The sequence below is a fragment of the Levilactobacillus andaensis genome, assembly GCF_016861695.1.
Classification (GTDB): domain Bacteria; phylum Bacillota; class Bacilli; order Lactobacillales; family Lactobacillaceae; genus Levilactobacillus; species Levilactobacillus andaensis.
The window spans coordinates 42,498-62,979 of sequence record NZ_BOLP01000017.1; the positions used below are offsets into that span (position 1 = coordinate 42,498).

Here is a 20,482-nt window from a genome sequence, read left to right on the forward strand (position 1 = left end):
TTGGGGTTGTAAATGAGAATTTGATTAACTATAATCAAACACAATTATTGTTTGAGTCGTTCGTGAATACTCAGAGATGTTTATTCATCGGGCTTCAAATCAAAATGAGAGATATATTAGAACATTGGGAGGGATTTCCGTGGAAACCGAATCAAACTTTCTAAACATTAAAGACGTCAGCACGGCTTTCAAAATTGACGGCCAGTTCTACGACGCTATCTCCCACATTAACCTCCAGGTCCAACACGACGAGATTCTCGCCATCGTTGGTGAATCAGGTTGTGGTAAAAGTACGTTAGCAACTACCATTATGGGACTGCATGATCCAGAAGAAACTAAGATTTCCGGTGAAATTGATTTTGAAGGCACCGACCTCCTGCAGCTTGACGACGATGGGTACAACAAATTCCGGGGTGCCAAGATCGGCATGATCTTCCAAGATCCCTTATCTGCATTAAACCCATTGAAGCGTGTTGAAGATCAAATTAGTGAAGTCATGGATTACCATACGACGTTGACGAAGGCTGAAAAGCACACCCGCGTTTTGGAATTACTCGACGAAGTTGGTATTGTGAACCCACAACGAACCGCTCATCAATTCCCGCATGAACTTTCCGGTGGGATGCGGCAACGGGTCGTCATCGCCATCGCCATTGCCTGCAAGCCCGACCTCATCATTGCCGATGAACCGACTACGGCGCTGGATGTTACCATCCAAGCACAAATTCTGGACGTCTTACGAGACATTCAAAAGGAAAACCACGCCGGCATCATCCTAATCACCCATGATTTAGGGGTCGTTGCTGAAACGGCTGACCGCGTTGCTGTTATGTACGCTGGTCAAATCGTTGAACAAGGAACTGCCGAACAAATTTTTAACACACCAGAACATCCTTACACCCGTTCCTTACTACGTTCAATGCCACAACGTGACAACGAAGGCGATGACCTGTACGTCATTAAAGGAAACGTTCCTTCCTTACAGAAGATGCCAAGTACTGGCGACCGTTTCGCACCACGGATTCCTTGGGTACCAGAAAGTGCTCACGAAGCAGATCCTGTCATGCATGAAATTGCGCCGGGCCACGAAGTTCGTTGCACCTGCTACAAAACATTTCAATTTCCAGATCAGAAGAAGGGGAGCGTGACCGTATGAGTCTAGTCGAAATCAAAGATTTAAAAGTCCACTACCCGATTCGCTCTGGTTTCTGGAACCGCGTCACCGACTCCGTTAAAGCCGTCGATGGCATCACCTTCAACATTGAAGCCGGCGAAACTTATGGCCTTGTTGGTGAGTCCGGATCTGGTAAGTCAACAACTGGCAAATCCGTCGTTGGTCTCGAAAAGGTCACCAGCGGTTCTATCCTATATAACGGTAAGGACATCACTAAGGCTGATAACCGGCGTAAGTTGGACTACAACCGCGATGTTCAAATGATCTTCCAAGATTCCCTTTCCAGTCTTAATCCCCGGAAACGAATCGAAGACATCATTGCTGAGCCGCTCCGAAACTTCGAACACCTAAGCAAGGACGACGAAAAATTACGTGTTCTTCAATTACTAAATATTGTTGGGTTGGACGCCGATGCGCTTTACAAGTACCCCCATCAATTCTCCGGTGGTCAGCGTCAACGGATTGGGGTCGCCCGAGCAGTTGCAACGAACCCCAAGCTCATCATTGCTGATGAACCCGTTTCCGCATTGGACCTTTCCGTTCAAGCTCAAGTGTTGAACTTCATGAAGAAGATTCAACGGGAATTTGGGATTTCTTACCTGTTTATCTCCCATGACTTAGGGGTCGTGCGGCACATGTGTAATAACATTGCCATCATGAACCGGGGTCGCTTAGTTGAAATTGGCACCCGAGAAGACATCTACAACCACCCGTTACATATCTATACCAAGCGGTTATTAGCTGCCATCCCCGAAACCAACGTCAACCAACGGGCTGCTCACCGTGCTTCTCGTCTCGCCGTTGAAAAGATTTACGAAGATCAACAGAGTAAATACTACGACGAAGATGGGATGGCCTACCCCTTAGTTCAGGTCAGTCCTACCCATTCAGTAGCCTTACCTGAAACCATCGCTAAACAACTTGCCAGCCAAGAAGGAGAGGTGCAGGCCTAATGTGGAAAACGATTTTACGCCGTCTCATGATTATGGTGCCCGAAGTCATCATCCTTAGCATCCTGGTCTTCCTCTTAGCTAAAGCTATGCCTGGGGACCCATTCACTGGGTCAATCAACCCCAAGGCTGATCCCGCTCAAATCAAGCACTTAATGGCAATCAATGGGTTGAATGACCCTTGGTACCAACAGTACTGGAACTGGGTCGTCCACTTGTTCCATGGGAACCTTGGTAACAGTTATCAATACCAAGAACCCGTTACCCGACTGATTGAAGGCCGTGCCGGTAATACACTTTGGTTAGCCTTCTTCAGTATGGTTCTTACCTATGCCTTCGCCCTTCCAATGGGTGTCTTCGCCGGTCGCCACGAAGGCAAACTACCAGATGTGATTATCCGTTTTTATACCTACGTTACCTACTGTATTCCCTTCTTCGTTATCTTGGTTTTAGGGATTTGGATTTTCGGTTACGTCTTCGGTTGGTTCCCAACTACCGGATCGGTTTCATCAGATGCGCAAGGCTGGGCTCAAACCATTGGATCACATTTCTATCACATTCTCTTGCCAGGTATCTTAGGAGCATTGTTCAGTACCGTCAATATCGTACAATACCTGCGTTCCGAAGTTATCGATGCTAAGCATTCTGATTACGTACGGACCGCTCGTTCCAAAGGTGTCCCTAGCAAAGATATTTACCGTCACCATATCTTCCGGAATTCCTTATTGCCAATTGCAGCGTTTGCTGGTTACTCCATCACTGGATTATTAAACGGTTCTATCTTTACCGAAACCGTCTTCTCTTACCCTGGTATGGGACTATTATTCGTGAACTCAATCAGTTACCGGGACTACACCGTCATTACCGCATTGGTTCTGATTTTCGGACTATTGAACTTACTTGGAACGTTACTTTCCGACATTATTTTAAGTATTGTCGATCCACGAATTCGGATTGAATAAGGAGGCTAAACAGAATGGCAGAAAATTTTGAACAACACTCAGACATTTCCGCAGCTGATTTAGCCCGCCTAAATCAGGAAGCACAAGCGGAAGCAACACCATCAACTGCTAAAATCATCTGGAATGAATTTAAGGCCGACAAGCCGGCCATGGCCGCCCTCATCATCGTCGTTGGTTTTATCGTCTTCGTCATGATTGGTGCCCTCTTCATCAACACACCAAAGATGATGGAGACCAACATCATGGATTACTTTGATAAACCTTTCACCGATGGGTTTTGGCTAGGTGCCGATTCAGGTGGTCGTTCCGTTGCTAAACAGTTGATTGTCGGGTCCCGTAACTCTATCGGAATTGCGATTGGCCTAACCATTATTTCGTCAACCTTTGGTATCGCTTGGGGATTAGTTTCCGGCTATTTCAGTGGTTACATTGACTGGGGTATGCAACGGGTTTATGACTTCATGATGATGCTCCCAATGACCATGATGATCATTGTTTTAGTTACCATCATCCCCCACTATAACTCCGTTTCCTTAACGTTTATCTTCTCTATCTTCTACTGGGAAGGAACGTCACGGTTGATTCGTTCACGGACCTTGGCGGAAACGCAGAAAGATTACGTTGCCGCTTCTAAGACCTCCGGAACCAACCACTGGAAGATCATCTTCAAAGAAATCATGCCAAACATTTCATCCTTGATTATCGTCGACTGTACCTTATCTTTCGCCGAAAACATTGGGGTTGAAACGGGGCTTTCCTACCTGGGCTTTGGGTTACCTAACCAAACGCCTTCCCTAGGGACCATGATTGCGAACGCCAACGATCCTAGCAACATCACGTTGTACTGGTGGACTTGGTTACCCGCAGCCCTAGAAATCGTTGTTCTATGTCTATCAATTAGTTATATCGGCCAAGTTCTTCGTCGCGCTGCTGATTCTTCGCAACGGCAAGGTGCCGCCGACTAACTGAAGAAACTACTTCATTTGAGGAGATGGTGCCTACCCAGCCACCAACCGTATCCATGGCATTTTTGTTTTCGCCGACCGATCCTGAGGAGAATTGGCCAGCACCTATATTAGAGGATCTTAAACAAGGGGGAAACATAGCATGAACAAAAAGAAACTTGTGTTATCAGCGATGGCAGTCCTCGCAACTGTTAGTCTCGCTGCATGTTCAAGCAAAAGCTCATCTAAGTCAAGCACGCCAAGTAACGGTGCTTCATTGAAGTTAAGTACCGATTATAACAACACTAAGGCTACTGACAAGACAGCTGACAACAACAGTACATTGAAGGTCGCAGAAGCCAACGATTCACCGTTCCAAGGGATTTCTGACCCTGTTTTAGCCACCAACGCTGAAGACTCTGATGTCTTCGCTCCTGGTGGTGCTGGTTCCCTGTTCAACGTCGACAAGAACTACAAGATTGTCGATGGTGGTCTTGCTAACCAACGGATCAACCGTAAAGCTAAGACTGTAACTATCAAGTTACGCTCCAATGCTAAGTGGTCTAACGGGATGGACGTTACCGCCAAGGATATCGAGTATGCTTACGAAGTTGTTGCTAACAAGAACACGACCTCACAACAATATTCTTCTGACTTTAACGCTATCAAAGGGATGGCAGCCTACCATGCTGGTAAGGCCAAGACCATTTCTGGGATTACCTACCCTGATGGTCAAAAAGGTAACACCGCTGTTATCCACTTAAGCAAGATCACGCCAAGTATGAAGTTCTCTGGGAACTCCTTCATCTGGGGTACCGTTGAACCTTACGAATACATCAAGAACGTGCCAATTGCTAAGCTAGCTTCATCTAGCCAAGTCCGGAAAGACCCTATCTTTGTTGGTCCTTACAAGCTGGATAAAGTTGTCGAAGGTGAATCCACGACTTGGTCAGTAAACAAGTACTACTACGGCAAGAAGCCACAAATCAAGCACATCAACATCAACGTTGTTTCAACTAACAACATTGTTAAGGCTATCCAATCCAAGAAGTATGACTTCACGATTTCTAGCTTAGGTGGGACTTCTTACAAGCAATTGAAGAACGTCAAGGGTTACGCCAAGACTGGTCAACCAGGACTTTCCTACAGTTACTTCGGCTTTAACGTTGGTCACTTCGACACCAAGGCCGGCAAGAACGTTATGGATAAGAACAGTAAGATGGCTAACAAGAACTTACGTCAAGCTATGATGTACGCTCTGAACGTCGACCAAGTTTACAAGAAGTTCGGGAACGGTATCAGCTGGCGTGCGAACACCTTGATTCCACCAGTATTCCAGAAGTACTGGGATTCAAGTGCTAAAGGTTTCCCATTGAACGTCAAGAAGGCTGAAAAGTTACTTGACCAAGCTGGTTACAAGAAGCGTAACGGTAGCAAGTGGCGTTCAGATCCTAATGGCAAGAAGTTAGTTATTCACTTCGGTGCCATGACTGGGAACTCTACTTCCGCTGCTGAATACCAAGACTACCTGCAACAATGGCACAAGGTTGGTTTGGACGTTCAATTCACTGGTGGTAAGACCATGGAAATGAACAGTTTCTACTCAACCATCCAAGCACCAAAGCAAAACAAGGTTGATATCTACGCCGCTGCATGGAGCGTTTCATCAGAACCAACTCCTACACAATTGTACGGTGAAGATGCACCTTACAACATGGGTCACTTTGTTTCTAAGAAGAACACGCAATTGATGTCTGACATGAACAACAACAAGGCGTTCAATGACAAATACCGGACCAAGATCTTCAAGGAATGGCAAGAATACATGAACGACCAAGCTGCTGTTGCACCATTAAGCTTCAGCTACAACTGGGTTCCAGTTAACCACCGTGTTAAGGGCTACGATATCAGTCCTGCCAACACCGAATTCTGGAGCAACTTGTCCTTCACTTCAAGCAAGTTACAGTAAGCTCACGTTCATTTAATCAATGAGACCATCGAATCTATCAGGTTCGGTGGTTTTTTGTTATCCCCATGGTCCCCCTCTCCCTGCGGTCAAACTTTAAAATTCACAGCTCTGTAAGGACCAACTATACAGGAGTCTTCGCTGATTACTAGCCCCCGCTTGGCGACCGGTTATCTGCCTATTACCTAACTTATAACCGGAATCGTTTCCCCCGGTTCTTTGACCGGCCTTAATCCCTCTGCTCACCGCTAAAAAATTTATTTTTTAATCAGCTAGCGCGTTAAATAAGCAATTTAATTGCGACCGCTCACAATTCCTGTGATAATAGAGTTAAGCACAAAGGCGGTTTTAGTCCACTTTGTTCACCATTTATTTAATTCGCGGGATTTTTTATTTTTCAAGAATTCCCGAAACTACGGCTTTTACATCTATTTTCAGGTCAATCGGCGACAATTTAGTGCTTACACACCGTAAAATAAATGATATAGTAAAGGTAAAGTTTTAACATGACTCGTGAAGGGGTGGCATTCCATATGTTACAACAATATAAGAACATTCTGGTTCCCGTTGACGGTTCCAAGGCAACCCAGCCAGTCTTAGAAAAAGCAATTGAAGTTGCCAAGCGTAACAACACGCATTTGGATATCTTAAACGTGCTTGAAGTAAACCAATTCAGCGATACTTATGGTGGTGCCGTCAGTGGTGACGTCATCTACAAGCTTTCTCAAGACGTCCAAGACCGACTCGACGCTTTAAAGCAACAAGCCATTGATGCCGGTGTTCCCGATGTCAGCATCCATGTTCGTTTTGGGAACCCGAAGCCCGTTATCGCTCGGGAATTCCCTGCAGACCACAAGTCAGAATTGATTATCATTGGGTCGACTGGTTTGACCGCCGTTGAACGGTTAATGGTCGGCTCCGTCACCAACTACGTCAGCCGTTCCGCTATCTGCGATGTGCTGATCGTTAAGCCTGAAGAAGCGAGCAAATAACTTTAACTGAAAAGATGGCCTTCTGCTTAGCAGGGGGTCATTTTATATTACATCCAAAATTGGAGGCCAGCTCATGCATTGGACTTATACTCGAACACTGCCACAGACTCAGCCACCAATGCCCCTCCGCCAGCTGCTGACGGCGTGGTTGTTACCTAGTCATCTTGTCCACGACCTGCGATTAAACCGCCGGGTGCTGGTCAATAACCAGTATCGGTCCATGAATCAGCTAGTGACTGGTGGTGAGACCGTCCAGCTCACCTTTATCCCCGCAGACTTCAAGGAACCCTTTCCTGACGTCGACCCGGATAGTGCTGCGACCGTCTCCGTTCTCTATGAAACGGCTGACCTACTCATCATTAATAAGACGCGGGGGAGTAAGACCCACCCCAATCAACCCGGCGAGCGGGGAACGACACTGAACCATGTTGCGGCTTACCTCGGCGCCGACCAGCCCGGCCCCTACATTTTGAGCCGGCTCGACCAGGAGACGACCGGTGCCTTAATGATGACCAAGACGCCCGCTGTCGTCCCCATCATGGTGCGGAACATCGCTGAGAAACGCGTGCAGCGGACCTATCTCGCCTGGGTGACCGGTACATTGACTGGCACTGGTGTCTTTGATGCTCCCATTGGTCGAGACCTTCAGGATAAACGTAAACGCCAGGTCAACGGGGACCACGCCCAGCCAGCCGTGACCCACTATGCGGTCGTCAAACACCAGCCTGGCGCAACGCTCGTTCAGTTATGGCTAGAGACTGGTCGGACGCACCAACTTCGCGTTCATCTTGCCGCCGCAGGCCATCCACTGATTGGCGACCCCCTTTACGGTGAGCCCACAAGAAGCCGCCTGCGACTGCACTGCTGGCGTTTGACCTTTCCCCAACCATTTACCTTAGATGAACCTGAAACGACCGTAACGGCGCCTGTACCAGCTGATTTTGACACGTTCTAGCTAAACTGTTTAGAAAGCATGTAACACCTTTCCCCCTATCAATGGGCAACCTGGCATTATCGTCAATTTTTCCACGATTTAGACGATTGTTACTGTTAACCATTGCGTCTTGTTATACTTATATTGAATTCAACGGCTAGGGGGGATTCGATGCGTTGGCAACAAAAATTAGCATTGATCATTCTGATTGTGCTACTAGCCATCCTGTTAATCTGGGGTGTCGTTAATATTTATCGTTAGATATTTTAGGTAACGCTGATTGGTGAGGGCCGATTGGCGTTTTTTTATTAGAATGGAACTCTTCTTTTGCTGGCGAAAGTGGTTTAATTCGGTTACGATACAAAACCAGCTGTTCCGTCCAGACTTGGTCGTTCATTTTATGCAGGCTCAGTTCGTTAGTTCGGAGGTCGCCAGGGCAGGTCCCTGCGCTTAGTAAAAATAAGTCTCCTGTCCGGCGGTCGTTCACCTTGCATTGCCTTAGAGCGTTAATCTTGCTCTCGCCATTATATCCTGATCCTGGCAACCTCCGAAACGTGCTCCAGCAGCCAGGTCCCTGCGCTTAACAAAAATAATCCTCCTGCTCGGCATAGCCGAACAGAAGGATTATTCTCGTTAATGCTCAGAACCTAACCGGCTGCTTCCGCACTCTTATACACAAAAAAACCGGAGTAACCACTCTCCGGCCGCATTAGCATCATTAGAGTAATTCAACATAATCACAGATTGTAGTCAGGAAAACGCTGTTCACTCAGATTAGCTATTGAATCTCAATATGTAGTATTGAGTTAAAACCAAAATACGTTTAGTTCTGGGAAAACTAATCGTATCATGAAGAAAACTCTAATCTGTTCAATTGAAGCTTTCTTCACAAAGTCGGGAACCTATCAAATACCGCTATTTGCTAACTTCTCAACGTGATTCATTGCTATTACAAGTCCTAGTATATCAGACAGCTGTAGAAATGCAAGCGTTTTCATCGAGTTAGCTTATCTGAATTATTACTCTTCGGTTAACGGTTCACCCTACGGACTTTGTGAATAGTCCAAGGCCCGGGCTACCCCGTCGGTAACGTCACAATTAGCTGACCCCAGTGAAGCTTGAGTTGCAGGGCCATCGTAGCTGATTGCGAAAGCGACTCACGTAGTTCTGAGAAATCCAGTGTCCCCTTTTGGGCCGTCACTCGCGTATGACCGTCCAATTTAGCATCGGTCGGTACCGGGAACGTTAGTGAGAAGCGGAGTCGCCCGCTCACTTCCTTCAATTCCAAGGTCACCATAGCTGGCGTCAATTGCCCCACCACGGGCCACATCGGCGGTAATGCTTGATTGATGACCTGTTCTAACTCCTTCAGCGTGGTAACCGTAGACATCAATGGCTCCGGCGTTTTGACGAAGAGTTGGACATGACTTTGCTGTGCCAATAAATAGTTGTGATAGAGCTGAAATTTTAGCATCGGGCTCGGCACATTATCAAGGTCGCCAATCGTTAGTTCAGCGGCATTACTGGTCGCCCAACCGGACCGAATATCGATATAGAGTTGCCGGAAACCCGCATAGTCCTTGTCCTCCAGGTAGCCACCCAGACCGAGCAGCATATTCTGGTAGTCGTGACTAAACTTCCGGACCTCGCCCATCTGCCGATTCAGCTCGGCCGTATACTGTTCGCGAAACTCATGCTGCTGCATCTGCAGCCGGGTATGCTCTTCTTGTAAATGCGTTTGCATTAAAATATAAGTACTCAGCGTTAATCCGACCAATAGGATGCCGGCAATTCCGGCCAAGAAAACTAAATACTGCTCCGATTGCTGCAAGGTCTGGAGAGAATACTCAAACAAAATATAAGCCAGCGCAATAACCGACATAAATCCTAGAAGGAAATACTCTGTAGACCGGCCCATAATATCTTGGATCATATTTTCCATCGGTGCCCGCGTCAGCCAGATTCCCACCGCTAGCAACGCATAAATAATGTTATCCACGACTAGCTCAGTCAGTGTTCCCCAGACGCTGACGGCAAATGTCATGCTGGTCAACTGAATCGTCGCCGAAATAATCATCATGTCGACAAATTCGATTAATAAATACGCCAAAATCGAAACTTCAATGAACGCGGGCAGGTACTCCCAATGGCGGTAGTAGCCCATGATGGCCACCTCGACCCCCAGTAAAAAGACGATTGGGATCGCACCAATCAGCGTGCTAGCCGTTTCATACGACGTCAGCGTGTTTAAGAACGAAAATCCCCCGGCCATTAACGCACAATAAAGTAAGAAAAAGTGTTCCCTGTGGAGAAAACGTTCATTCCGCAAGCGCGGGAACCAATAGTATTGAAAGTAAACAAACCAAAAGACCAGCGAGAAGTTCGCCAGGGTGTAACTTACTCGACCCACTGTAATCACGCTAAGGACCTCCCTGGTTTGGTCAAAATAATCGTAAAGTATAACATATTGTGCTTTAACTCGATCTGCAGGGCCGCGTTCTTGGTCTGCGACACGATATCGTGGACCGTGCTTAACCCTAGCCCGTGACTCCCCCCTTTAGTCGTGTAACCAGCAGCCATAAACCGATTGATTTTCGGCGGCTGGTCAGGCGACACGGGATTGGCTACCGAAAGTTCAACGGCGTCTGGATAGTCCAACACAGCACAATGAATCTCCGTGTCGGCGCTCACCGGACCGGCTTCCAAGGCATTGTCCAGCAGAATTCCCACGATTCGTAGCAACTGCATACTGTCCATCGGAATCGACTGAACCGGGTCCGGAATTTCCAACCGCAGACTGATACCTCGGTTCTGCGCGGCCAAAATTTTCTGAAACAGGAGGCTCTTTAACGGCGGATCGCCCAGTCGTTGTAAGCCTTCCTCTTCCAGCCCCACCAGTTGGCTTGTGGCCTGCCAGCGGTCACTTAACGTTTGATAGTAAGCCGTCAGTCCCGCGTAGTCCTCATTATCAAGGTACCCGCCGAGCCGCAACATCTGCTTCTGGTATAGTTGTTTGAATTGGCGGATAGCCTGAACCTGGTTGGAAATTCGGCGATCATAACGCGTCCGAATCCGCGATTCCTGATACTGAGCGCGCAATTTTTGACGGTGAAAAAAGCTCTGGAGAAAGATAAATAAACTGGCACTGATCAACAAGATCATGACCAGTTCAATACTCAGCGCAAACGTTAACATTGCGTGCGTAATATCCAGTTTATGAATAACAATGGTCGACACTTGCGCCAAGACCGCCAGACTGCTCATCAACGCCGTTACCGTCCACTGTTCTTTGCGGCTAAACGACAGTCGTTCCAGGTTCCCAGGCTGAATCCGCATCCCGGACACCGCTAGAGAAATCAGTGAGTAGATTAAGATCTGAAAGGAAAGCCGCCCCACCATCACCCATGGCAATTGCGTAAACGGGAGCCCCCAAAGTTCGATCATGACTTGCCGAACCAAATCGTTGACGAGCACCACGACTAAATAGATGACGATCGTTGCGTTGACAAAGAGCAATGCCATTTTGCGCCGGTGATGAATGAGGTAAAGGAGGGCGCTAAGTGGTGGCAATATCAGTGCCCACGGTCGACCAATGAACGCCGGAATCAACGCCCACCCCATCCATTTCAGGGGAAGCTTCCAGTTTTGCGGCCGAATCAGCCCGATCCACAGCGTCAAGAACCACTGCATGGTCACGGCCAACACGAAGTTTACCCAAAAATTTTGATCGAAGACATGCATTATCGTCACCTACTTACGCTTTCAAATGCTTCTGCACCAACGTTTTGACCTCATGGAAACGGCGGGTCGCCACATCAGTCTCATCGCCATTGGGAAAAACCAAACGCCGATTAGCCGCGTCGATACCACTCACGTTATCCAGATTAACCAGGAAACTCTTGTCCGTTCGGTATAGTTCTGGATACTGGTCCGCAATGTCTTTGAGGAACCCGGGAAATTCGACCAGCTGACTCGCCGCATGCACCGTCACTTTATGCGGCGTCTCAGCAGTTTCCACGAAGTAAATGTCTCCCATCGGCAAACTAAATTTTCGGCCACCAATGGTATAGCTAAAGAGATTTTCCGTATTTCCTAAGTAATTGGTATAGCGTTGATAACCATAGTCGATATTTTCCCGCAATTTTTGGTCGATCTGCGCGCGTCCTAGGTCCTTAACCACGAAATCCATGGGCTCTACCTTGCGTTCAAATGTCAACAACGCCATTTCCGAATGCGTTGTGACAAAGACGATCTCCGCAAACCCCAGCTGCTGGCGAATGGCGATGGCCGTTTCCAGCCCGGTCGTATCCTCATCTGGAAACTCAATATCGAGGAAAAATAACGCATACTCCGGCGGATTGGCCGTCAAATCGGCCAGTAACGCCTGTGGACTTGGCGTAGCCAGCTGGACTTGCATGTCGTAATCGTTGATCATAATGTATCGCTGCACGGTGTCCGTGTAGTGTTTAAGTTGCTCGGGATTGTCCTCGCAGAGATAAACGGCTAGCACCAAAATCACACTCCTTCTTACAAAATACTATGTAACCCTATCACCCACTAATGTAACCTGAAAATTCGTCACGTGCAATTGTTTTCGTCACGAAAGCTCAGAACTGGCTAAAACCATTTTGGTGATTTACTTATTAGTGTATTTACTAGTTTAGAATTCGACTAGTTTATGGTTAGGTTGGTGAGCTTACGTTCTTTTTTGGGGGAACGGGATATTAATTGAGGCGTTAGGACAACTTGCTTACTGCGTTAGACTGGCTCCCGAATTTTACATCCCGAATCTGGCGGCTTCTGAAACGCGCAGAACGAGGCAGGACCCTGCGCTTAACCCCATTTAAGCAGGACTTGGTAAAGCCCACCAAGTCCTGCTTAAATGACGTTAATGCTCAGGTCCTAAACGCCTCGTTCTACGCTCTAATAAAAAAGAACCACCCGCAGGTAGCTCTTCTTTAAGCTGATTATTTAATTGCCGGTGCTGGCTTTATTAGCACTCCCCCAAGTTCTAACGTCGCATAACCCCTAGGCATTCCAATAACCATCACTTACTCTTCAGCTCATTGCGATGAAACTGCTACTCGCCTAAGTTACGTTTGACGTTCTATCAGGCCGCCCGTTTTGATTAGATAATCGTGGGATGTAAGGCCGGATGGATCAATCCGTTGAATCGCTCACACTTTAATCCATTGACCCACAAAATCAGTTGCCGTAAAACTGACCCCTTCCAACTGTCATTACTTTACCATGCTTTTTACTTATCAAACGTTAAGCGGCAAAAACGTCATTTTTTTAACGTTCATGCGGAGTTAAACAGCACAATTTAATTGTGCTTGAGGGAATAAGTGACGAAACCACCTAAAATGATGGGTGCCATAAAGGCTAGTGCGATGTCGATCAACAGCCGCCAGTACCAGGCCTGCTTTGACTTAGGTGCTGCCTCTAACCGAGGTGCCCGTTCTGGCTTGGCCATCTTTTCGTAGACCGAGGCCGTTTCATCAGCCGCCTGTCTGCGACGCCGGCGCCGACGACGGAAGATTGGTGCTTGCAGGTCCCTGTCGTCCATCAAAACGACCCACTTGGCAAAGGGAAAACAAATCCAACTCAACAGGAAATACCAGTCGGCGCCGGTAATCCCGCCTATCAACTGACCCTTCGCGTAATTAAAATGGCCGAAAACAGCGATGATCAGGACAAAGACTAACCCGATACCCGCTTGTTTTAACCAAAATCGACCGAATTCTTTCATATGATAACTCCCTTTTCTTTTTGAAAATAACTATGTAGAATGGAGACAAATCCGAAATAAACCGAGGTGTTTCGATGGCAAATTCAGGTGACTTCAACCCCATCACAGCGGCCGGCTACCGTGACTTACAGCGTAAAATTGCGGCATTAGAAGCCGACCGGCCGGAAAAAATCGAAATTTTAGCCGAGGCCCGGGCCCACGGCGACCTCTCAGAGAATGCCGAATACTCCGCCGCCAAGCGTGACCTGCGCCATTTGGAAAGTCAGCTCCGTTTCTTCAACAAGCAATTGCAGTACGCCAAAGTGGTCGACCCCACCAATAACGACGCGGTCGAGCTGGGCAAGTGGGTCACCGTAACCTTCATGGATGACGACGATCAGGACACTTACCAACTCGTTGGCACCCAGGAAGCCGACCTCGATGCTGGCAAAATCACCCGGGTATCACCACTGGGAAAAGCATTGTTGGGCCATCATCCCGGCGATACGGTCACCATTCAAGCGCCTAACGCTAGCTATGACGTCCGCATTCTCACGGTCAGCCTGACCGCACCGGAATAATATTAGTATACCATTAGAAAATACCGGTTAGACTTGTTCTCGCAAATCTCGCCGGTATTTTTGTGTTCTCTAGTACTTGTTAGTCTCTATCCGCCCGTAAACCGCAACCACAAGGGGATTTATACCCAATTCATCCCCACCGAGTCGTCCGTCCATAATGCGCGCCGCAAGTCTGCTAGTATGGCACTCAGTAGAAGTTGAGAGAATGGCAGACGATTTATCCTTTGGCTCAGTTGCAACGTCCCTTTGTCATTTGAAAGGGGAAATTGACATGATTGAAAAATATCACAAAAGGAAAATCAGGATGGTCGCTTGATTATCATTCATGCTGAGCCTGGTTGTGTTTCTTTACCAGGTCCATCATGATAATCAAAATCACAAGAAATAAGCCTTCCCTCTTAACTTTGGCCGGTTAAGGGAAGACTCGAAAGATGAGTCGAACTTTAATGAGCTACCGTTTTCTCAACGGCTAGCTATCGCAGAAGAGGTCAGTGCTCATGTGCGCTGATCTTTTTCTGTTGGGTTCAGTATAGCATCTGCCACCCCATTTACCAGTAAAATCCTCCGGCATATCAAAAGGAGCACGCCCCCGACCATAACGGCCAGTAGCGTGCTCCTCATTTTTAATCGAAATATTAATGGACTACTTCAGTGGCTTCCATTGCCAAGCGTTAACTTCTGGCAAGTCAGTCCCAACCTCACGGATGTAAGCATTGTGCTTAGCAACCATGTCGTCCATCCGTTGGATAAAGTAAGCACCCTTAACGGCGTACTCGTCAATATCACTAACGGCTTCCTTAGCTAAGTGGTAACGGTCCAAATGGTTCAGGACACGCATATCAAATGGCGTGGTGATATCACCGTTTTCACGGTAACCATGAACGTGTAAGTTGTGGTTGTGACGGTCGAAGAAGAGATCCTTAACCAGGTCTTCAAAGCCATGGAAGGCAAAGATAACTGGCTTGTCTGTCGTAAACAGACGGTCAAATTCTTCGTCGGAGATCCCACGAGGGTCCAACTTAGGTGAACGCAACTTCAACAGGTCGACAACGTTGATGAAGCGCATCTTCATTTCAGGGAATTCGTCATACAATAATGAAATTGCGGCTAATGATTCCCAAGTTGGTTCAGTACCAGCTGCGGCGAAGACGATATCAGGTTCTTGACCTTGGTCAGTAGATGCCCAGTCGATGTAGCCCAAACCATTGTGAACCAGGTTAGTGGCTTCATCAATGGAGAACCATTGTGGACGTGGGTGCTTAGACGTCACGATCAAGTTGATCTTTTCGCGGCTCCGGAATGCAACGTCACCAACGGCTAACAAGGTGTTAGCATCGGCTGGCAAGTATTCACGGATAAAGGCCGGCTTCTTTTCAGCCAAGTGGGTCAACATCCCAGGATCTTGGTGGGTGTAACCGTTATGGTCTTGCTGGAAGACAGTTGACGTATCCACGAAGTTCAATGATGGATAGTCATGACGCCAGTCTTGTTCAGCAGCCTTACGCAACCACTTGAAGTGTTGAGTCAACATTGAATCCACAACGCGACCGAATGATTCGTAAGTTGCGAAGTAACCATGACGACCAGTCAGAACGTAACCTTCCAACCAACCTTCAGCTTGGTGTTCGGAAAGTTGTGAGTCAATGATCCGGCCAGAGTGTGCCATGTTTTCGTCGTTTGGTTCATGAATGTTTTCCATCCATTGACGCTTCCCATAGTCCAGAGCAGCGTAAAGCCGGTTAGACTTGGTTTCGTCAGGGCCAAAGCCACGGAACGTATCTGGGTTCAACTTCATCACGTCAGCCAAGTAGTCAGACCAGACTAACATGTCTTGCGCGATCGTCTTGCCGTGTTCAGTCGTGTCAACGGCGTACTTCTTGTAGTCAGGCAACTTCAATGGTTCTGGCTTGATCCCACCATTAGTGATTGGGTTCATAGCCATCCGTTGTTCGCCCTTAGGCGTCATTGCACGGACGTCATCCTTCAAGGAACCGTCTTCGTTGAACAATTCTTCTGGCTTGTAAGACTTCAACCAGTCAGTCAACATATCAACGTGTTCCATGTCGCCAGCGTCAACAGGAATTGGCACTTGGTGAGCACGGAAGGAGCCTTCGATAGGGTTACCATCTAAGTCCTTCTTAGGACCAGTCCAGCCCTTAGGTGAACGAACAATGATCATTGGCCATACAGGTAATGAATCGTCGTTGTTATCACGCGCGTTCTTTTGAATATTCTTGATTTCAGGGATCACTTCGTCCATGACCTTAGCCATGTCTTCGTGAGCCTTCATGTGGTCTGAGCCATCGGTTTCGACAAAATGAGGATCCCAGCCCATGCCTTGGAAGTACTTCGTTAAGTCTTCGTCAGACATCCGTGACAGGATAGTTGGGTTAGAAATCTTGAACCCGTTCATGTTGATGATTGGTAATACCGCACCATCTTTGATTGGGTTAATAAACTTGTCTGAGAACCATGAAGCGGCCAAAGGACCAGTTTCAGATTCCCCATCACCGATTTCAACAGCGGCAATGACGTCTGGGTTATCTAAGATAGCACCAGTCCCGTGAGAAAGGCTGTAACCAAGTTCCCCACCTTCATGGATAGAACCTGGGGTTTCAGGTGCGGCATGAGAAGCAACACCACCTGGGAAGGAGAATTGCTTGAATAAACGCTTCAAACCTTCTTCGTCTTGGGAAATGTTTGGATAAATTTCACTGTAACTACCATCAAGATATGAGTTAGAAACCATAACTTGACCACCATGCCCTGAACCTTCAATGTAGAACATGTTCAAGTTGTACTTTAAGATAGCCCGGTTTAAGTGAGCATAGATAAAGTTTTGAGAAACAATCGTTCCCCAGTGACCAATTGGCTTAATCTTTACATCATCAGAGGTTAAGTCACGCTTCAATAATGGGTTGTCACGCAAGAATAACTGTCCAACTGACAGGTAGTTCGCTGCACGCCAGTACTTGTCAACGCCTTCCAAGTATGCCTTGGAGTCGAAGTCTGTATTTGCCATGTAATTAACACTCCTTCTTTGAATTCGTAACTGCATAATCTAGTTGATAGAAAATGTGTAAAATTTATCTCGTAGTGAATACCGGGATGACTTTTACAGCCTCTATCATAGGCCGTTTTACAGAAAAGTCAACCTTTTTATAAATTGGACCGTATCAATTTATAAAAAGAAGGCCCACATTCATTTAGGCCGATGACGATGACCTCATTACCGTCAACAACGGCGTCTCTGACAAGGCTTAGCCTCTAGTCACTGTGCTTGGCTAACCCCTGCTAAATTGGTATACTAGCAAACGGCTCAAAAAAACGACCACCCGAGGGCAGCCGCTGTGTGGTGCTTATTCTTCATCTAATGAAACAAAGGTGTTATAGTTCAAATATTGATAATGAAGCCGCATGTTAGACACTTCAAATGGCGTCCCGTCATCCAGAAAGAAGATCCCTTCCATAATGCCAACGGGTTCCACCGGCTTCAAGTTGAGTAGTTCTTGGTCGTCCGCCGTCGAGGGCTGCGCCTGAATCGACATGAAGGACTTGGTCACAACTTTGCCCTGACTCTCTAAATAATTAAAAATGGAATCCGCCACAGTTTTTTGTGACAAATTCGGGGCAATCTTAATTGGAATATAGCCTGTTTCAATCATGAATGGCTTATCCTCAAACAACCGCAGCCGTTTGATCTCGTAAACAAAGTCCCCTTCTGCCAAGAAAAGGTCCTGTTGGATCTCCTTGCTGGCCGGAACCACGTTAAAGTTCAGCAGTCGGATGCCGGGCGTTGTGCCGGCCGACTTCATACTGTCAGTAATTCCTAAATTTGACCCCTCATATTGAAAAATAGTTTGGTTTTTCATATATAATGGGTTAATGAAGGTTCCCGACCCACGCTTTTTAAAAATAATTCCCTGATTGGCTAAAACACTGAGTGCGCGCTTGACTGAGCTACGACTAACTCCGTAGGCTTCGCTAAGGCTCCGCTCGTCAGGTAGCCGCTTGTTGGGAAATTCATTTTGATGGATGCGCTGCTTTAAGTCCCGCATCACCTGTCGATAGACTAAATCTGCCATGATATCTCCTCATAAACTCTTCAACTAGACATTCTCTGTGAGTAGAGTATAACAGGTTTTAGCGGCGGTGTCTTCTTTTACTGGAAAACAACCGTCCCATTTATTTTTAAAGTGCGGTCCAATTTATATTTTTATAACGCGTCTGCCGCTTTGACGCCCCGCTTGATTCTGAATTTTCGATGGATTCAACTCGCGGTAATTACCGGCACTGCGCGGATAATGAACATTAATTTTGATTTTGAAAGGTGAGTTTTATGGCCAAAAAGAAAAAGGGCAAACGCCTGCACAAGACATTAGTTGAACAGATTCTCGATAAAAACAAAATCACCTATAAACAATTTGAGTTTGCGACCCACACCAAGGGTGACGTGGCCCAGCTCGAAGTCGATCATGAGGACGTTGACGAACACCACATCTACAAGACGTTAGTCCTCAGCGGTCCCACGACCGGTCCCGTGGTTGGGGTCCTCCCAATCGATGAACACCTTGACGAAAAGAAACTAGCCAAGGCGTCTGGCAATAAGAAGGTCGACATGGTGCCGCTAAAGAACCTTGTGAAGACCACGGGTTACGAACACGGCGCCAACACCCCCGTTGGTATTTGGGAAAAGAATCACTTCCCTATTTACTTTGACACGACCGCCCAAGAACAAGGCACCATTCTGGTCTCCTCTGGCCAAATCGGTCGTTCCGTCGAAGTTGACGCCACCGCACTGGCTGAACTGGTCCACGGCACGTTCACCGACCTGCTGGAGTAAGGGCCATGAATACGGACCTCAATTTGATCTTTAAAAACCTCGGAATCGTCGGCATTGACCTCTTAGTGATTCCCTTTGTGTTCGTGACGTTGCTGACCTACCTGAACCGCGACACCAAGAAATTCTTAGCCAACGGCTTTGGCATCAATAGTGAGCTGTACCTCGGGTTTATCGGCATCTTTTTTCACGAGTTGAGTCACCTGCTGACGGCTGTTTTATTTGGTCACCGGATCGACAAGGTTCGTCTCTTGAAACGCCCCCATCCCAATCGGCGCGGCATGGACGGTCAGCCAGATCTGGCCTTAGGCTACGTCAATCACACCTGGAACCAGCGGAATTGGTACCAAGTTATCGGCAACCTCTTCATTGGAATCGCCCCCATCTTTGGGTGTGCCCTGGTCTTGCTCGTGCTAACGGCAGCGCTGATTCCCAGTCTGTTTCAGGGAATGCTGACCCTCATCGCCGACCCTTTTAGCCTTGATTGGTCCGGCTTTTTCCAGAACATCGGCGGCGATAATCACCCCGTGCTTCGATGGACCATCATGATCCTGCTATCGCTTAACATCAGTATCGGTGGCTTCGACCTGAGCACAGCTGACTTCGCGAATTCACGAATCGGTCTGATTGGCTTTGTCGTTATCATCACGGTCATAACGGTACTTTTGACGATGGGTAATCTAGCCAGTGGTTTCTTGAAATTCATTACGGCCGCCATTATCCTCCTAGCCGTAGTCCTGAGTTATGCGCTGCTAGTTTCACTATTTACCAATCTGTTGGTTCGACTAGGCCTCCAGATCAAAGAACATTAAAAAGCGATTAAAAGACGTGGTCAGGGCAACCTGATGACGTCTTTTTAGTCGTACCATGGATACTCACCGGCGAAAAAATGTTGGACCGCCAGTTCATGCTGCTCATTTAACAGGGGTGGTAACTCTTTGGCCGAAAAATAGGTCAATGCTAACGTCTCATCATGATCAGGGTGCAGATGGCCCCCGGTCCGTTCGACAGCGAAGGTCACGACCACCGCTTGGGCAACATCACCATTGGGATACCGCTGAATCTGATTAGAAGAAATCCCGAGAAGGCCAGTAACCGCAACGTCTAATCCGGTCTCTTCTTTAAATTCGCGAATACAAGCTTCCCGTGCACTTTCACCAAATTCCAGGGCACCACCGGGAAGCCCCCAGCGATTAAAATCCGACCGTTTTTGGAGCAAGATTCGCCGACGATGATCGACTAAAACGCCGCCAGCAAAAGTTAAAATAATCGGGCTATTGCCAACTTTTTTCCGAATTTCTTGAATATAATCTGCCATACGGATTCCTCCTCAGCGCTCATGATTGCTTAAAAATAATTAAACTATAATTAAAATAAAATGTCAATATTCTAATTGTTTTGTAGACTT

Annotated in this window: 17 protein-coding genes; 10 read left to right on the forward strand and 7 right to left on the reverse strand. The window is 47.3% G+C overall.

Features of this window, described 5'->3' with window-relative positions:
- Positions 1-139 precede the first annotated feature (139 nt).
- From JUF10_RS11580 to JUF10_RS11610, 7 genes are all read left to right on the forward strand, one after another.
- On the forward strand, positions 140-1,156 hold the full coding sequence (locus JUF10_RS11580; protein WP_203642462.1) for an ABC transporter ATP-binding protein: 1,017 nt from the start codon (positions 140-142) through the stop codon (positions 1,154-1,156).
- A complete protein-coding gene (locus JUF10_RS11585; protein ID WP_203642465.1) occupies positions 1,153-2,127 on the forward strand; it encodes an ABC transporter ATP-binding protein in 975 nt (324 codons plus the stop codon). Before JUF10_RS11580 ends, JUF10_RS11585 begins: the two co-directional genes overlap by 4 nt.
- Complete coding sequence (locus JUF10_RS11590) at positions 2,127-3,086, forward strand: ABC transporter permease (RefSeq protein WP_203642466.1); 960 nt, start codon at positions 2,127-2,129, stop codon at positions 3,084-3,086. The genes JUF10_RS11585 and JUF10_RS11590 overlap by 1 nt, the downstream gene beginning before the upstream one ends.
- 14 nt (positions 3,087-3,100) lie before the next feature.
- Complete coding sequence (locus JUF10_RS11595) at positions 3,101-4,051, forward strand: ABC transporter permease (RefSeq protein ID WP_203642467.1); 951 nt, start codon at positions 3,101-3,103, stop codon at positions 4,049-4,051.
- A 142-nt stretch (positions 4,052-4,193) separates the two neighbouring features.
- A complete protein-coding gene (locus tag JUF10_RS11600; RefSeq protein ID WP_203642468.1) occupies positions 4,194-5,999 on the forward strand; it encodes an oligopeptide ABC transporter substrate-binding protein in 1,806 nt (601 codons plus the stop codon).
- A gap of 530 nt (positions 6,000-6,529) precedes the next feature.
- Positions 6,530-6,988 (forward strand): universal stress protein, encoded by a 459-nt coding sequence (locus JUF10_RS11605; protein ID WP_203642470.1) that lies wholly within the window; start codon positions 6,530-6,532, stop codon positions 6,986-6,988.
- A 73-nt stretch (positions 6,989-7,061) separates the two neighbouring features.
- The gene (locus JUF10_RS11610; protein WP_203642472.1) at positions 7,062-7,943 is read left to right on the forward strand and encodes an RluA family pseudouridine synthase; all 882 of its coding nucleotides are present in this window, start codon (positions 7,062-7,064) and stop codon (positions 7,941-7,943) included.
- Positions 7,944-8,997: 1,054 nt separating this feature from the next.
- On the opposite strand, the gene JUF10_RS11615 is transcribed toward JUF10_RS11610, so the two are convergent.
- From JUF10_RS11615 to JUF10_RS11630, 4 genes are all read right to left on the reverse strand, one after another.
- Positions 8,998-10,341 carry a signal transduction protein gene (locus JUF10_RS11615; RefSeq protein WP_203642473.1) on the reverse strand — a complete coding sequence of 448 codons (1,344 nt, stop codon included), beginning with the start codon at positions 10,339-10,341 and terminating at the stop codon, positions 8,998-9,000.
- On the reverse strand, positions 10,338-11,663 hold the full coding sequence (locus JUF10_RS11620) for a sensor histidine kinase (RefSeq protein WP_203642474.1): 1,326 nt from the start codon (positions 11,661-11,663) through the stop codon (positions 10,338-10,340). Before JUF10_RS11620 ends, JUF10_RS11615 begins: the two co-directional genes overlap by 4 nt.
- A gap of 13 nt (positions 11,664-11,676) precedes the next feature.
- A complete protein-coding gene (locus JUF10_RS11625; protein WP_203642476.1) occupies positions 11,677-12,432 on the reverse strand; it encodes a response regulator transcription factor in 756 nt (251 codons plus the stop codon).
- An 816-nt stretch (positions 12,433-13,248) separates the two neighbouring features.
- On the reverse strand, positions 13,249-13,674 hold the full coding sequence (locus tag JUF10_RS11630; RefSeq protein WP_203642478.1) for a hypothetical protein: 426 nt from the start codon (positions 13,672-13,674) through the stop codon (positions 13,249-13,251).
- A 74-nt stretch (positions 13,675-13,748) separates the two neighbouring features.
- Between JUF10_RS11630 and greA the strand changes: the two genes are divergently transcribed.
- Complete coding sequence (greA, locus tag JUF10_RS11635) at positions 13,749-14,234, forward strand: transcription elongation factor GreA (RefSeq protein ID WP_203642480.1); 486 nt, start codon at positions 13,749-13,751, stop codon at positions 14,232-14,234.
- Between the two features lie 643 nt (positions 14,235-14,877).
- On the opposite strand, the gene JUF10_RS11640 is transcribed toward greA, so the two are convergent.
- Positions 14,878-17,256, reverse strand: a complete 2,379-nt coding sequence (locus JUF10_RS11640; protein WP_203642482.1) for a phosphoketolase family protein — start codon at positions 17,254-17,256, stop codon at positions 14,878-14,880.
- 337 nt (positions 17,257-17,593) lie between these two features.
- Positions 17,594-18,319: a GntR family transcriptional regulator gene (locus JUF10_RS11645; protein WP_048734019.1), complete on the reverse strand. Its 726-nt coding sequence runs from the start codon at positions 18,317-18,319 to the stop codon at positions 17,594-17,596.
- 254 nt (positions 18,320-18,573) lie between these two features.
- Here JUF10_RS11645 and ybaK point away from each other — a divergent pair, with 254 nt between their 5' ends.
- A complete protein-coding gene (ybaK, locus tag JUF10_RS11650) occupies positions 18,574-19,077 on the forward strand; it encodes a Cys-tRNA(Pro) deacylase (RefSeq protein WP_203642496.1) in 504 nt (167 codons plus the stop codon).
- Between the two features lie 5 nt (positions 19,078-19,082).
- Entirely contained in the window at positions 19,083-19,886 is an 804-nt protein-coding gene (locus JUF10_RS11655) for a hypothetical protein (protein WP_203642498.1), read from the forward strand.
- A 44-nt stretch (positions 19,887-19,930) separates the two neighbouring features.
- Here the strand turns inward: JUF10_RS11655 and JUF10_RS11660 are convergent, their stop codons facing one another.
- Entirely contained in the window at positions 19,931-20,392 is a 462-nt protein-coding gene (locus JUF10_RS11660; RefSeq protein WP_203642500.1) for an NUDIX hydrolase, read from the reverse strand.
- Positions 20,393-20,482: the final 90 nt, after the last annotated feature.

Bases quoted from the DNA above. Each gene is read 5' to 3' on its own strand.
- JUF10_RS11655 (WP_203642498.1), top strand. From the start codon at position 19,083: ATGAATACGGACCTCAATTTGATCTTTAAAAACCTCGGAATCGTCGGC.
- JUF10_RS11640 (WP_203642482.1), bottom strand. From the start codon at position 17,256: ATGGCAAATACAGACTTCGACTCCAAGGCATACTTGGAAGGCGTTGAC.
- JUF10_RS11585 (WP_203642465.1), top strand. From the start codon at position 1,153: ATGAGTCTAGTCGAAATCAAAGATTTAAAAGTCCACTACCCGATTCGC.
- JUF10_RS11600 (WP_203642468.1), top strand. From the start codon at position 4,194: ATGAACAAAAAGAAACTTGTGTTATCAGCGATGGCAGTCCTCGCAACT.
- JUF10_RS11595 (WP_203642467.1), top strand. From the start codon at position 3,101: ATGGCAGAAAATTTTGAACAACACTCAGACATTTCCGCAGCTGATTTA.
- JUF10_RS11610 (WP_203642472.1), top strand. From the start codon at position 7,062: ATGCATTGGACTTATACTCGAACACTGCCACAGACTCAGCCACCAATG.
- greA (WP_203642480.1), top strand. From the start codon at position 13,749: ATGGCAAATTCAGGTGACTTCAACCCCATCACAGCGGCCGGCTACCGT.
- JUF10_RS11645 (WP_048734019.1), bottom strand. From the start codon at position 18,319: ATGGCAGATTTAGTCTATCGACAGGTGATGCGGGACTTAAAGCAGCGC.
- JUF10_RS11605 (WP_203642470.1), top strand. From the start codon at position 6,530: ATGTTACAACAATATAAGAACATTCTGGTTCCCGTTGACGGTTCCAAG.
- ybaK (WP_203642496.1), top strand. From the start codon at position 18,574: ATGGCCAAAAAGAAAAAGGGCAAACGCCTGCACAAGACATTAGTTGAA.
- JUF10_RS11590 (WP_203642466.1), top strand. From the start codon at position 2,127: ATGTGGAAAACGATTTTACGCCGTCTCATGATTATGGTGCCCGAAGTC.
- JUF10_RS11630 (WP_203642478.1), bottom strand. From the start codon at position 13,674: ATGAAAGAATTCGGTCGATTTTGGTTAAAACAAGCGGGTATCGGGTTA.
- JUF10_RS11620 (WP_203642474.1), bottom strand. From the start codon at position 11,663: ATGCATGTCTTCGATCAAAATTTTTGGGTAAACTTCGTGTTGGCCGTG.
- JUF10_RS11660 (WP_203642500.1), bottom strand. From the start codon at position 20,392: ATGGCAGATTATATTCAAGAAATTCGGAAAAAAGTTGGCAATAGCCCG.